The organism is Comamonas koreensis, from assembly GCF_014076495.1.
In the GTDB taxonomy this organism is placed as follows: Bacteria; Pseudomonadota; Gammaproteobacteria; order Burkholderiales; family Burkholderiaceae_C; genus Comamonas; species Comamonas squillarum.
Genome location: NZ_CP043575.1, coordinates 5,049,188 through 5,062,839, shown reverse-complemented (window position 1 = coordinate 5,062,839; position 13,652 = coordinate 5,049,188). Strand labels below are relative to the sequence as shown.

Genomic DNA, 13,652 nt, shown 5'->3' with positions numbered 1-13,652 from the left:
GCCGCCGTGTTCATGCAAGAAAAATGCCTGGCATCGCCAGGCATCGTGGTGGTGGTGGCTGGGCTCAGATCACTTCCACAGCGCGCACTTGGTTTCTTCCTTGGTCGTGAACACCTCGTCACCCGGCAGCTTCTTGACGATCTTGTAGTAGTCCCAGGTGCCCTTGGATTCCTGCGGGGTCTTGACCTGGACCAGGTACATGTCGTGGATGTAGCTGCCGTCGGCGCGCAAGGTGCCCGAGCCAAAGAAGTCGTCCATCTTCATGCCGCGCCAGGTCTCCATCACCTTGTCGGCATCGGTGGTGCCGGCGGCCTGCACGGCCTTGAGGTAGTTCATCGTGGCCGAGTAGTCGGCGGCCTGGATTTCGGTGGGGCGGCGCTGGGTTTTCTTCATGTAGGCGTCCGCGAACTTGCGCGTTGCGTCGTTCATGTCCCAGTACCAGCTGGTGACGAACTGCATGCCGGCGGTGTTCTTCAGGCCCAGACTGTGGATGTCGCTGTAGAAGACGAGCAGCGGCGCGATTTTCATCGACTTGTCGATGCCGAATTCCTTGGCCGCCTTGATGGCGTTGATGGTGTCGCCGCCGGCATTGGCCAGCGCCAGCACCTGGGCCTTGGAGCTTTGCGCCTGCAGCAGGAAGGACGAGAAGTCGGAGGCATTGAGCGGGTGGCGCACGGCCGCAGCCACGGCGCCGCCCTTGGCCTTGACGACCTTGGTGGCATCGGCTTCCATCGCATGGCCAAAGGCATAGTCGGCGGTCAGAAAGAACCAGTTCTTGCCGCCGTTGTCGACAATGGCGCCGGCCGCACCCTTGGACAGCGCCACGGTGTCATAGGCATAGTGCACGGTGTAGGGCGTGCAGGCCTCGTTGGTCAGCGCCGAGGTGCCCGCGCCATTGTTGATCATCACGCGCTTTTTCTCATCGGCCACCTTGGCCAGCGCCAGCGCCGTGCCCGAGTTGGTGCCGCTGAAGATCATCGTCAGGTTCTGCGTGTCGATCCACTCGCGCGCCTTGCTGGCGGCGATATCGGCCTTGTTCTGGTGGTCAACGACCAGCATTTCGATCGGCTTGCCCAGCACCTTGCCGCCAAAGTCGTCAATCGCCATCTGGATGGCGGTGGCGCCACCCTTGCCTTCGAGGTCGGCATACAGGCTCGACAGGTCGGAGATATAGCCGATCTTGACCTTGTCCTGTGCATGGGCCGTGCCCATGGCGGCGGTCAAGCCCAGCAGTCCCAAGGTGGCCAAGGCTTGCGCCAGGCGAGTGCGTTGCATAGTTGCTCCTAATGTTTATGGTGTTGTCTCGATGCGGCAGCCGCATGGACCCGATACTGGCATGCACAGCGCTGGGTGGTATTGGGACAATTACTGCGCTGCACCGGGTGCCTTCTTCGGCAGAGCTTCCCTAAAAATAGCTGCCCGTGCTTGTCAGAAAAGCACGGTCAGCTATCAAATCAGGAGTTGTGCGCCCGGCTGGGCGCTTGTGCACAGTGGCTTGGCTTTTTTGCGCACCCCCTTTTAAGCAGGTGCTCAGGTCTGTTGGCTGCGCAGATAGGTCTGCACGATGGCGGCGGCATCGACGGCGAAATGCTGGCGCAGCGCCGCGCGCGAATCGCTGCGGCCAAAGCCGTCCGTCCCCAACGTGTAGTAATGCTGGCGCGGCAGGCCACGGTCGTCGGTGGGCAGGTAAGCGCGCACCAGCTCGGGCAAGGCGCGCACATAGTCGCTGGCGGCAATGATGGGGCCTTGCGAGGACGCCAGTTGCTGCGCAAACCAGCTGGGGGCGCTGGCCTTGCCTGCGCGCCAGAGCTCCAGCTGGGCCTCGCCATCGCGGGCCAGCTCGGCATAGCTGGTGACGCTCCAGACATCGGCAGCGACGCGGTGCTCGCGCTCCAGAATGGCAGCGGCCTTGAGCACCTCGCCCATGATCGCGCCACTGCCCAGCAGCTGCACCCGGCGCGGGCTGTGCGCAGAGCCGGCCTGCAGCCGGTACATGCCGCGGATAACCCCTTCATGGGCCTCAGGCGGCAGGCTGGGGTTGGCCACGTTTTCGTTGGTGACGGTGATGTAGAAGAACTCGTCGCGCTGCTCTTGCAACATGCGCTGCATGCCATGGTCGATGATGACGGCCAGCTCGCCAGCAAAGGCGGGGTCGTAGCTCTTGCAGTTGGGCACGGTGGAGGCGCTCAGCAAGCTGCTGCCGTCCTGGTGCTGCAGGCCTTCGCCGCCCAAGGTGGTGCGCCCGGAGGTGGCGCCGATCAAAAAGCCGCGTGCGCGCTGGTCGGCAGCGGCCCAGATCAAATCGCCCACACGCTGGAAGCCGAACATGCTGTAGAAGATGAAAAACGGCAGCATGGCGGCGCCATGGGTGCTGTAGCTGGTGGCGGCCGCCGTCCAGGACGACAGTGCGCCCGCTTCGCTGATGCCTTCTTCCAGGATCTGGCCGCTGCTCGCTTCGCGGTAGAGCAGCATCGAGGCGTTGTCCTCGGGTTGGTAGAGCTGGCCAAAAGGCGCGTAGATGCCCACCTGGCGGAACAGCCCGGCCATGCCAAAGGTGCGCGCCTCATCGGCCACGATGGGCACGATGCGCGGGCCCAGGGTCGGGTCCTTGAGCAGGTTGCCCAGCTGGCGCACAAAGGCCATCGTGGTGCTCATCGGTTTGCCCTCGGCCTGCAGCGCAAAGCCGGCCGTCACCTGCAGATCGGGCACGGCCACCGGCATGGCCTGGCCTTTGCGCGCCGGCAAAAAGCCGCCCAGAGCTTGGCGGCGCGCCAGCAGATAGCGCATCTCGGCACTGCCATCGGCGGGCTTGAGAAAGGCGGCCGAGGTGGCTTGCGCATCGCTCAGCGGCAGGTTGAAGCGGTCGCGGAAGGCCAGCAGGTCCTCGGCGCCCAGCTTTTTTTGCTGGTGCGAGGTCATGCGGCCCTGGCCGATGCTGCCCATGCCATAGCCCTTCATCGTCTTGGCCAGCACCACGGTGGGTTGGCCGCTGTGCGCAGCGGCGCTGGCAAAGGCGGCGTGGATCTTGACCGGGTCATGGCCACCGCGGCGCAGGCGGTCGATGTCGCTGTCCGACAGGTGGGCGACCAAAGCCGCTAGCTCGGGGCTCTGGTTGAAGAAATGCTCGCGGTTGAAGGCGCCATCGTTGGCCGACAGGGTCTGGAACTCACCATCGACCGTGTGCGCAAACGTGCGCGCCAGCACATGGCTGTGGTCGCGCGCCAAGAGCGGATCCCACTCCGAGCCCCAGAGGCACTTGACGACGTTCCAGCCCGCGCCGCTAAAGAGCGCCTCGAGCTCATCGATGATGCGGCCATTGCCGCGCACCGGGCCGTCGAGCCGCTGCAGGTTGCAGTTGATGACGAAGATGCAGTTGTCCAGCCCCTCGCGTGCGGCCAGGGTGAGGGCGGCGATGGATTCGGGCTCGTCCATTTCGCCATCGCCAAAAAAGCCCCAGACCTTGCGGCCTGCGGTATCGGCCAGGCCCCGGTCGGCCAGGTAGCGCATGAAGCGCGCCTGGTAGATCGCATTGATCGGTCCGATGCCCATCGAGCCGGTGGGGAACTGCCAGAACTCGGGCATCAGGTAGGGGTGCGGGTAGGAGCACAGCCCCTGGATGCCCTGGCTGGCGGCCACCAGCTCCTGACGGTAATGGGCCAGGTTCTCTTCGCCCAGGCGCCCTTCGAGAAAGGCGCGCGCATAGACGCCGGGCGAGGAGTGGGGCTGGAAGTACACCAGGTCAGCGGCCTGGTGGCCATCATCGGCGCGGAAGAAATGGTTGAAGCCAGTCTCGAACAGATCGGCCGCCGAGGCATAGCTGGCGATGTGGCCGCCCAGCTCGCCATGCGCGGCATTGGCGCGCACCACCATCGCCAGCGCGTTCCAGCGCAGGATGGCCGAGAGCTTTTTCTCCAGCGCCACATCGCCGGGGTAGGGCGGCTGCTCATCCACCGTGACCGTGTTGATGTAGGGCGTGTTGCCCGAGGGCTTCCATGCCACATGGCGCTTGCGGGCATGGGCCAGCAGCGCATCGAGCAGCGCACCAGCCTGCTCCTTGCCCTGCGCCGAGCCATAGGCCGCCAGCATTCCATCGAAGGCATCGCACCACTCGGCCAGTTCGGCCGGGTCAGCTTGCGGGGTGGCGGGCACATGGTGGGGCGGCTGGCGCACGGTGGTCTCCTGTCTGGTTCTAGGTGTGAATGCTTGGGATCATGCCATGGAAGCGTCGCCCAGGCGCGAGGCCCCGCGACAACGGCAGCGCCTTGAAAGTATTGCCTCGCGATACCTGATTCTTTGAAAACTGCTACCGGCATTAAAAGGGGATGCTGGCGCAGCTGCTTGCCCGCATCATCGCAGCGTGTTCAACCAAAGCGGGGCCCTGTTGCTCCGACCCACCATGTCTCCATTCTCCAATCCTGTTCAGCGTGACACCCGTGCCTGGCAATACCAGGTATGGATCTCGTTTGGTATTGCGGTCTCGATGTGCGCGATCGGCCTGGCCTGGCTGCCAGGGCAACACCTGGAGCAGGCATTCATGGTGATGGGCTATATGTTCTGCCTGTCGGCCGCCTTTGTGCTGGCCAAGTTTGTGCGGGATAAGCAAGCGGGCAGCAGCCAGGCAGCTGGCGACACGCCCATGTGGCGCTTTGTGGTCTGGGGCGGATTTGCGATCGCGATGGGGCTGACCGGCTGGGGTTTGCTCAGCATGGACATCAACCCGACCTACAAGGCCTTCTTGGGCGTGAGCTGGATGTACATGATCACCACCGCCTTCACCCTGGCCAAGATGCTGCGCGACAAGCATGAGTCGGACCTGGCCACCGCCATCCACCAGGCCCGCAGCATGCGCAGTGCGCCCCGCGAGCATGACGTGGGCCACCCGCAGGAGCGCGTGTGAGCGCCCATCGGATGATGCAGCCAACACGGGAGCAGCATATGTTCAGTCTTACTTGCAGCAAATGGCAGCGCCGCGCTTCTGCCACTCTGGCCAGCGCCGCCCTGGTGCTGGGTTTGGCCACCGCACCGGCGGCCCAGGCGCAAAGCGATGCGTCCCTGATGCTCTCGGCGCTGCCGATTGCCTCGGTGGTCGTGGGCACGGCGGCCTCGGTGGGGGCGTCGGCCACCGTTGTCTCCATTCCGGTGGCACTGTCGGTCGATGGGGCCCAGCTCATCGTCAAGGGCGTGCAGGCCTCGGCCAAGGGCACGGTCTGGTTGCTGGAGAGCGCATCGGACGGCGCGGCGGCCAGCATTGAACTGTCGGCCGGCGCCCTGGGCGCCAGCGCCGCCGGTGTCGGCACGGCCATCCTCGTCAGCGTGGTGGGCACGGGCGTGCTGCTGTCGGCCGCTGGCGAGGTGATCGCCTTTATCCCCAATGCGATCGGCAAAGCGCTGCTCTACAACGAGCGCCTGTGATGACCAAGGAGATGGCCATGTTGAAACCTCTGCGCCTGGGCCTGCTGGCCGCCGCACTGCTGGCCGCCACGGGCGCCCAGGCCGGCCGCAGCTGCGAGCCGCAAAAGCCCACGCTGGATAGCGTGCGCCAAAGCCTGAACCTGGCACAGAACGTTGCTCAGGCGCTGGATGCCAGCGGTGCGCAGGTCGTGTTGCTGGGCCGCCAGGGGCAGGATTTGCGCAAGTACCAGCTGCAGTTCTCGCACATGGGCTGGGCCTACAAGTCGGCCACCGGTGCCTGGCGTGTGGTGCACAAGCTCAATGACTGCGGCACCGCCGCCTCCCATGTCTACCGCCAGGGGCTGGGCGAGTTCTTTCTGGACGATATGTGGCGCTACCAGGCGGTGGTGGTGGTGCCGGCCAAGGAGGTGCAGCAAAAGCTGCTGCTGGCGTTGTCGGCCAACGCGCAGCCCTTGCAGCTGCACGAGCCGCGCTACAGCATGCTGGCCTATCCCTGGAGCCAGCGCTACCAGCAAAGCAACCAGTGGGCGCTGGAGACCCTGGCCCAGGCGCTGGCGCCGCAGACTGTGCATGACCGGGGCCAGGCGCAGGCCTGGTTGCAGCTGCAGGGCTACCAGCCCAGCGACTTGCGCATTGGTGCGATGACCCGGCTGGGCGGCCGCATGACGCGCGCCAACATTGCCTTTGACGACCACCCGCCGGAAAAGCGCTTTGCCGGCCACATTGAAACGGCGACAGTGGATTCGGCGTTGGCGTTTTTGCAGAGGAGCGGCTTGGCGTCGGCGCCGGTGCTGCTGCGTTAAGCCGCAGAGAGCGGCGCCGTCCAGACCGCGCAGTCGCGGCCCTGGGCCTTGGCTTGGTAAAGGGCCAGGTCCGCTTCACGCAGCAGGTCTTCGAGGCTGTCGCCGTGCTGCAGTGTTTGCTTGTAGGCCAGGCCGATGCTAAGCGTGGCCTGCAGCGGCTCGTGGTGCGCCGTCAGAAAGCGGCCGCTGCGCACGGTATGGCAGAGGCGCTCGGCAATGGCGGTGGCGTCTTCAAAGCTGATATGGGGTAGCACCACGGCGAACTCTTCGCCACCGATGCGGCCGAGCACATCCTGCGGGCGCAGCGATTCGGTCAGCACCTGGCTGACATCGCGCAGCAGACGGTCGCCACTGGCATGGCCGTGGTTGTCGTTGACGCGCTTGAAATGGTCCAGGTCCAGCATCAGCACCGCCGCCGAACTGCCTTCATGGGTCAGGCGCTTGAGCAGCGCATGGCTGGCCTGCACAAAGCCATTGCGGCTGAGCACATCGGTCAGGCTGTCGTGGTGAGCCTGGTAGCGCATGCGGTGCAAGAGCTCGGCGCGTGCGGCGTGCGAGCCCGCCACCGACAGCGGCCCCAGGATCAGCATCGTGATGCCCAGGCGCAGACTGGCCACATCGAGCACATTGGCCGGGATAAAGCCCACGATGTTGGAGATCACGATCACCTTGGTCACAAACACCACCATGGTGATGATGGCGGTGGTCAGGATGCGGTAGGACAGCGCGCACCACAGCAGCGCGGGCAGCGAGAACACCAGCGAGCCGACCTTGTTGCCCACCATGTAGCTGGTCATCTCCAGGCCGACCACGGCCAGCGCGGGCAGCAGTTTCAAGGCCCAGGATTGGCGCTCTTGCTTTGCGCCGCTGCTGCGTGCCGAGGGCAGCGCCAGCAGGAACGGCAGCAGCACCATCGCGTTCATCCATTCGCCGGTCCACCACATCAGCAGCCCCTGGCGCATCGACAGATCAAAGGCCCAGGCGCTGATGGGCCCGCCAATGGCCGCCGATACCAGCGATGCCATGCCGCTGGCAAAGAACACCAGCAAGGCGGAATACTGGCCCTCCATCTGCAGATCGCGCTGGGATTGCCGGCGCAGAAACAGCCAGCCGCAGGCGGCGCCGCACAGGTTGGCGGTGGTAAAGCCCAGGGACAGCCACAAGGAGGTACCGGTGATCAGATCGGCCAGCACAAAGCTGGCAAAAAGGGCAGCGAGCCCCACAGGCCGCATCAGGCGCGGGTAGCGCAGCAACAGCACCAGCACGATCTGGTTGGCAGGCCAGAACACCGAGAGGTAGCCGAGCGGTCGCAGCAAGATGCCCACCATCGCCGCCGCAAACACCGCCAAGCTGGCGCAGAGCAGCAAGCGACCGCTATGGGGTTGCTCCAAGGGATGGACGGACGACGCGGTCGGCATGGGAATGAGGGAGGATGGGCGAAATATACCCGCTCACCTGCCAAGCCATGGGCCCAACCCCGTGGGCCAGTCACGCATTGGCAGGTGGGCAATTGCAGCCGCAAGGTCGCGGCAGACTGAAGTTTTTATGAGCTAATAAACTCATTCATTTACTGTTGCTTCCAAAAAAGGAGCTAACAATTCATGCCAGTGGCGCCTATAGCAGGAACATGCCGCTGAGGACTGGTGCTGTGGTGGCCGCTGGATGGGGCTTGGCAGTGGGCGCTCAGCACAAGATGGCCCTGTCTCGTACTTTACGCTGGGGCTGTCAAGCGTGGCGTGGCATTGTCTCGTGGCCCCCACGCTTTGCCGCGCAGAGGGCCTGGCACTCAGATACCGCGTGCCCGGTCCGACTTGAACTGGGCGCGGAACTGGGCAAAGTGGCCGGCATCGAGCGACTGGCGCACTTCCTGCATCAGGTTCAGGTAGTAGTGCAGGTTGTGGATGGTGGTCAGCATGGGGCCCAGCATCTCACCGCAGCGGTCCAGGTGGTGCAGGTAGGCGCGGCTGAAACCCTCGCGCCCGCCGTTGTCCCAGCTCACCCCGCTCTTGCCGGCGCAGGCGTGGCAGGTGCAGGAGGTGTCGATGGGCTGGTGGTCGGTCTTGTGGCGGGCGTTGCGGATCTTCAGGTCGCCATAGCGGGTGAAGATGGTGCCGTTGCGCGCATTGCGCGTGGGCATCACGCAGTCGAACATGTCCACGCCATCGGCCACACCCTGCACCAGGTCCTCGGGCGTGCCCACGCCCATCAGGTAGCGCGGCTTGTGGGCTGGCAGCAGGTGGGGCGTGTGCTGCATGATGTCCAGCATCTCGTCCTTGGGCTCGCCCACCGAGACGCCGCCTACCGCATAACCGGGGAAATCGATCTCCAGCAGGCCTTGCAGCGATTCCTCGCGCAGGTGCTTGAACATGCCGCCCTGCACGATGCCGAACAAGGTATTGGGGTTGTCCAGGCGCTCGAACTCTTCCTTGGAGCGCTTGGCCCAGCGGCGGCTCATCTCCATCGATTTGCGCGCTTCTGCCTCGGTGGTCTTCTTGCCGTTGGTCTCGTACGGCGTGCACTCGTCGAGCTGCATGACGATGTCCGAGTTCAGAATCGTCTGGATCTGCATGCTGACCTCGGGCGACATGAACAGCTTGTCGCCATTGACCGGGCTTTGGAAATGCACGCCTTCTTCGGTGATCTTGCGCATCGCGCCCAGCGACCAGACCTGAAAGCCGCCCGAGTCGGTCAGGATGGGTTTGTCCCATTTCTCGAAACCGTGCAGGCCGCCAAAGCTTTTCATCACATCCAGCCCCGGGCGCATCCACAGGTGGAAGGTATTGCCCAGAATGATCTGGGCACCCATTTCTTCGAGGCTGCGCGGCATCACGCCCTTGACAGTGCCATAGGTGCCCACGGGCATGAAGATGGGGGTCTGCACCACGCCATGGTTGAGCGTGAGCGTGCCACGGCGTGCGTGGCTGGTGGGATCGGTTTTGAGAAGGTCGAACTGCAGCATAACCGGGCATTTTCGCAGATGTGCGGTAGTTGACGGCGCGGCGGGTTTCGCAGGCTCGTCTCTGACACAGGGGCTGCCGGCAGATCGCTACACTGGTCTTATCTTTCACTGCCAAGGAGAAGCCCATGCTCAACATCATGATCGCCGTCGACGGATCGCCCAACTCGCTGCAGGCGGTGCAGCACGGCGTGCAGCTGGTGCAGCAGGGCTTGCGCGCCCATGTGGTGGTCGCCCATGTGCAAAAGGAGGCCAGCTTTCTGGAGCTGGCTACGCAGGATTCGGAGCTGATCGCCAACGCCAGCCTGGAGGCGGGCATGGACCTGGTTGCTCCGGCGCTGGACATGCTGCGCCTGGCCGGTGTGTCGTATGAGGTGGAGATCCGCCTGGGCGATATCTACGCGAGCCTGCTCGACATCGCAGAGGAGAAGGGCTGCGGCTTGATCGTGCTCGGTGCCACCGGCGAGAGCATGCTGGGCAGCATTCTGATCGGCTCGGTCTCGCGCGAGGTGGCGCGCCACAGCAAGGTGCCGACCACCATCGTCAAGATGCCCGAGGTGCTGGAGGCCGATGAGGCAGATGGCGACCTCAGCCAGGCTGATACCGCGATGTAATTCCCCAAGAGGGCCAGAGACTTCTGAGAGCCTGCCGGACCAGCGCGTCCGCAGGCTCTTTGTCATTTTTGGGGCGGTATTCAGTCGGCAACCGGCTCCACCCGCTGGCCCACAATCTGCCGCAGCACGCCCAGCTGCTCATACAGCTCACGCGCGGCATCTGCGCCCAGCGGTGCGAGCAAATGCTCCAGCCACTGCTCATGCGCCTTGGCCATGGCGCTGAACTGCTTTTTGCCGCTGCGCGTCAGGCGCACCGTCATCGACCGCCGGTCCTCGTCATCGGCCACCCGCTCCACCCAGCCTTCTGCCACCAGCTGGTCCGTCAGACCGGTGATATTGCCACCGGTGACCATCAGGTACTCGGACAGCGTCTTCATGCGCAAACCCTTGGGGAAGCGGCTGAGCTGGGCCAGGTAGTCAAAGCGCGGCAAGGTGGTGGCGAACTGGGTGCGCAGCTTGCTGCGAATCACCTGTTCGATCTGCGTGCTGCAGGTCATCAGCCGCAGCCACAGGCGCACGGCCTGGTGTTCGTCATGGGCGAGGCCGGCCTCGCGGCCAGCCATGCCGCCACCGGAATCGGAGGGGGAGTTGCAGAGGGTTTGCATGTCAGCCATGGCGCCCATGGTGCAGTACCGCAGGCGGCTCCAGTGATAGGGTATGTGCGTATTTTAGTGAATTATTTATGCATCAATAATTTAGTTATAAAGTATTTTTCAGGATGGTCCTGGCCATGAAAATTGTCTGCATCGGCGGCGGCCCCGCCGGCTTGTATTTCGCGCTGTTGATGAAGCAGATGGACCCCGCGCATGACGTGACCGTGGTCGAGCGCAACAAGCCCTATGACACCTTTGGCTGGGGCGTGGTGTTCTCTGACGCGACGATGGACAACATGCGCGAATGGGACCCGGCGACGGCTGCGCAGATCGAAGCGGCCTTCAACCACTGGGACGATATCGAGCTGCTGTTCAAGGGGCGCAAGATCCGCTCGGGCGGACATGGCTTTGTCGGCATTGGCCGCAAGCATTTGCTCAACATTCTGCAGGCACGTTGCGAGCAGCTGGGTGTCCAGCTCGTGTTCGAGACCGATGTGCAGTCCGACGAGGACTATGCCGATGCCGACCTCATCATCGCCAGCGATGGTGTGAACTCGCGCATCCGCAGCAAATATGCCGAGGTCTTCAAGCCCGATATCGTCACCCGCCCCAACCGCTTTATTTGGCTGGGCGCCAACAAGGTCTACGAGGCCTTTACCTTTGACTTTGTGCGCACCGAGCACGGCTGGTTCCAGGCCCATATCTACCAGTTCGATGACAAGACCTCGACCTTCATCGTCGAGACCACCGAAGAGACCTGGAAGGCCTGCGGCCTGGACACGGCCGACCAGGCGCAGTCGATTGCCTTTTGCGAGGAGCTGTTTGCCGACAACCTGCAAGGCGCGCGGCTGATGACCAATGCGCGCCATCTGCGCGGCTCGGCCTGGATCAATTTTCAGCGCGTGGTCTGCGACCAGTGGTGGCTGCAAAACGCCAAGGGCAGCCATGTGGTGCTGATGGGCGACGCGGTGCACACGGCGCATTTCGCAATTGGCTCGGGCACCAAGCTGGCGATTGAGGATGCGATCGAGCTGGCGCGGCAGTTCCAGCAGCTGGGCGATGGCAAGGCGCAGATCCCGGCGGTGCTGCAGGCCTACCAGGCGCTGCGCCGGGTGGAGACCTTGCGCATCCAGAATGCCGCCTGGAACGCGATGGAGTGGTTCGAGGTCTGCGGCAAGCGCTACTGCGACCAGCTCGAACCCGAGCAGTTCATGTACTCGATGCTGACACGCAGCCAGCGCATCAGCCATGAGAACCTGCGCCTGCGCGATGCCGCCTGGCTGGGCGGCTATGAGGCCTGGCTGGCCGCGCAAAACGGGGTGGAGGTGCAGGGCAAGGCGCCGCCGCCGATGTTCCTGCCCTATACCCTGCGCGGCCTGACCTTGAAGAACCGCATCGTCGTCTCGCCGATGGCGCAGTACTCGGCGGTGGATGGCGTGCCCGGCGACTACCACCTGGTGCACCTGGGCGCGCGGGCCATGGGTGGCGCCGGTCTGGTGTTTGCCGAGATGGCCTGCGTCAGCCCAGAAGGCCGCATCACCCCCGGCTGCCCCGGCACCTACAGCCAGGCACAAAAGCAGGCCTGGCAGCGCATCAGCGACTGGATCCACTCCCACACCGATGCCAAGTTTGCGATGCAGATCGGCCATGCCGGAGCGAAAGCCTCCACCCGCCTGGCCTGGGAGGGCACGGACCTGCCGCTCGCCGAGGGCAACTGGCCCATCATCTCGGCCTCGCCCCAGCAGTACCTGGAAGGCGTGAGCCAGATCTCGCAGGCGATGAGCCTGGCCCAGATGGACGAGGTCAAGCAGCAGTTTGTACAAGCCGCCCAGATGGCTGCCGAGGTGGGTGCCGATTGGCTGGAGCTGCACTGCGCCCATGGCTATCTGCTGTCCAGTTTTATTTCGCCGTTGACCAACCAGCGGGGTGATGCCTATGGCGGCAGCCTGGAAAACCGCCTGCGCTACCCGCTGGAGGTGTTCCGGGCCGTGCGCGCCGTCTGGCCGCAGGAGCGGCCGATGTCGGTGCGCATCTCCGCCCATGACTGGGTGCCCGGCGGCATCACGCCGGATGACGCGGTAGAGATTGCCAAGGCCTTCAAGGCCGCAGGCGCGGACCTGATCGACTGCTCGTCCGGTCAGGTCAGCAAGCAGGAGAAGCCGGTCTATGGCCGCATGTTCCAGACCCCGTTTGCCGACCGCATCCGCCAGGAGGCGGGTATTGCGACGATGGCCGTGGGCGCGATCAGCGAGGCCGACCATGCGAACTCCATCATTGCCGCCGGCCGTGCCGATCTCTGTGCTGTCGCCCGCCCCCACCTGGCCAACCCGGCCTGGACCCTGACCGAGGCGGCCAAGATTGGCTACACCGCCATTGCCTGGCCCAAGCCTTACTTTGCCGGCAAGCGCCAGATGGAGAGCCTGTTCGAGCGCGAGAAGGCCCAGCAAGCGGCCGCCGGCCATTGAGGAGCGCTGCCGATGTCAAGCAAGAGCTTTGAAGGACAGCATGCACTGGTAACCGGCGCCGGCCAGGGCATTGGCGAGGCGATTGCCCGCCAGCTGCTGGCGCAGGGCGCCCGGGTGACGGTGCTGGGCCGCCGGCCCGAGCCGCTGCAACAACTGGTGGATGCCCACCCAGGCCAGTGCCAGCGGGTGTTGGCCGATGTGGCGCAAGGGCCTGAAGTGGTCGCAGCCTTTGCGCAGGCTGTCGCCGCCTTTGGCGATATCCAGATCCTGGTGAACAACGCCGGCCAGGCGCAGAGCGCGCCCTTTATGAAGACCGATGCCCAGCTGTGGTCGCAGATGCTGGCGGTGAACCTGACCGGCACGATGCTGTGCATGCAGCAGGTGCTGCCGGCGATGCAGGCGGCAGGCTATGGCCGCATCGTCAATGTGGCCAGCACCGCAGGCCTGACCGGCTACGCCTATGTATCGGCCTATGTGGCGGCCAAGCATGGTGTGGTGGGCCTGACCCGCGCGCTGGCGCTGGAAGTGGCAAGCCGGGGCATCACCGTGAATGCGGTGTGCCCGGGTTACACCGAAACCGACCTGGTCAAGACCAGCATCGACCGGGTGGTGGCCAAGACCGGCCGCAGCCCCGAGCAGGCCATGGCCGAATTTGTGCGCGACAACCCCCAGGGCCGCCTGGTGCAGCCCCAGGAGGTGGCCGATGCCGTCGTCTGGCTCTGCGGCAAGGGCGCTGGCGCGATGACCGGCCAGGCCATTGCGGTGGCTGGCGGCGAAGTGATGTGAACCCCGAATTTGTGGAGACAGGC

The 13,652-nt window shown here is 64.6% G+C and carries 11 protein-coding genes; 6 read left to right on the top strand and 5 right to left on the bottom strand.

The features are described 5' to 3' along the window. Positions 1 to 69: 69 nt before the first annotated feature. Both F0Q04_RS23120 and mdeB read right to left on the bottom strand, forming a co-directional pair. Positions 70 to 1,275: an ABC transporter substrate-binding protein gene (locus tag F0Q04_RS23120; protein ID WP_021028330.1), complete on the bottom strand. Its 1,206-nt coding sequence runs from the start codon at positions 1,273 to 1,275 to the stop codon at positions 70 to 72. Positions 1,276 to 1,530: 255 nt separating this feature from the next. Continuing rightward, positions 1,531 to 4,170 carry an alpha-ketoglutarate dehydrogenase gene (gene mdeB / locus F0Q04_RS23115; protein ID WP_116926323.1) on the bottom strand — a complete coding sequence of 880 codons (2,640 nt, stop codon included), beginning with the start codon at positions 4,168 to 4,170 and terminating at the stop codon, positions 1,531 to 1,533. A gap of 226 nt (positions 4,171 to 4,396) precedes the next feature. On the opposite strand from mdeB, the gene F0Q04_RS23110 reads away from it, so the two are divergent. The 3 genes from F0Q04_RS23110 to F0Q04_RS23100 are packed head-to-tail and all read left to right on the top strand — an operon-like array spanning position 4,397 to position 6,215. After that, the gene (locus F0Q04_RS23110; protein WP_116926324.1) at positions 4,397 to 4,897 is read left to right on the top strand and encodes a YiaA/YiaB family inner membrane protein; all 501 of its coding nucleotides are present in this window, start codon (positions 4,397 to 4,399) and stop codon (positions 4,895 to 4,897) included. A 38-nt stretch (positions 4,898 to 4,935) separates the two neighbouring features. Then, a complete protein-coding gene (locus F0Q04_RS23105) occupies positions 4,936 to 5,412 on the top strand; it encodes a hypothetical protein (protein WP_116926325.1) in 477 nt (158 codons plus the stop codon). A 17-nt stretch (positions 5,413 to 5,429) separates the two neighbouring features. Beyond that, positions 5,430 to 6,215, top strand: coding sequence for a DUF2145 domain-containing protein (locus tag F0Q04_RS23100; RefSeq protein WP_232539458.1), 786 nt, complete (start codon positions 5,430 to 5,432; stop codon positions 6,213 to 6,215). On the opposite strand, the gene F0Q04_RS23095 is transcribed toward F0Q04_RS23100, so the two are convergent. Together F0Q04_RS23095 and tgt are read right to left on the bottom strand one after the other, a co-directional pair. After that, positions 6,212 to 7,633, bottom strand: a complete 1,422-nt coding sequence (locus tag F0Q04_RS23095; RefSeq protein ID WP_116926326.1) for a GGDEF domain-containing protein — start codon at positions 7,631 to 7,633, stop codon at positions 6,212 to 6,214. The two genes, F0Q04_RS23100 and F0Q04_RS23095, sit on opposite strands and share 4 nt — an antisense overlap. A gap of 368 nt (positions 7,634 to 8,001) precedes the next feature. Next, positions 8,002 to 9,174, bottom strand: a complete 1,173-nt coding sequence (tgt, locus tag F0Q04_RS23090; protein WP_182343729.1) for a tRNA guanosine(34) transglycosylase Tgt — start codon at positions 9,172 to 9,174, stop codon at positions 8,002 to 8,004. A 125-nt stretch (positions 9,175 to 9,299) separates the two neighbouring features. Between tgt and F0Q04_RS23085 the strand changes: the two genes are divergently transcribed. Next, positions 9,300 to 9,785 carry a universal stress protein gene (locus tag F0Q04_RS23085; RefSeq protein WP_021029012.1) on the top strand — a complete coding sequence of 162 codons (486 nt, stop codon included), beginning with the start codon at positions 9,300 to 9,302 and terminating at the stop codon, positions 9,783 to 9,785. A gap of 80 nt (positions 9,786 to 9,865) precedes the next feature. Here F0Q04_RS23085 and F0Q04_RS23080 read toward each other — a convergent pair whose 3' ends face one another. Next, positions 9,866 to 10,399 carry a MarR family winged helix-turn-helix transcriptional regulator gene (locus F0Q04_RS23080; protein WP_420093967.1) on the bottom strand — a complete coding sequence of 178 codons (534 nt, stop codon included), beginning with the start codon at positions 10,397 to 10,399 and terminating at the stop codon, positions 9,866 to 9,868. A 116-nt stretch (positions 10,400 to 10,515) separates the two neighbouring features. Here F0Q04_RS23080 and F0Q04_RS23075 point away from each other — a divergent pair, with 116 nt between their 5' ends. Then, positions 10,516 to 12,843, top strand: a complete 2,328-nt coding sequence (locus F0Q04_RS23075) for a bifunctional salicylyl-CoA 5-hydroxylase/oxidoreductase (protein WP_182343724.1) — start codon at positions 10,516 to 10,518, stop codon at positions 12,841 to 12,843. Between the two features lie 12 nt (positions 12,844 to 12,855). Further along, complete coding sequence (locus F0Q04_RS23070) at positions 12,856 to 13,629, top strand: SDR family NAD(P)-dependent oxidoreductase (protein WP_116926329.1); 774 nt, start codon at positions 12,856 to 12,858, stop codon at positions 13,627 to 13,629. Positions 13,630 to 13,652: the final 23 nt, after the last annotated feature.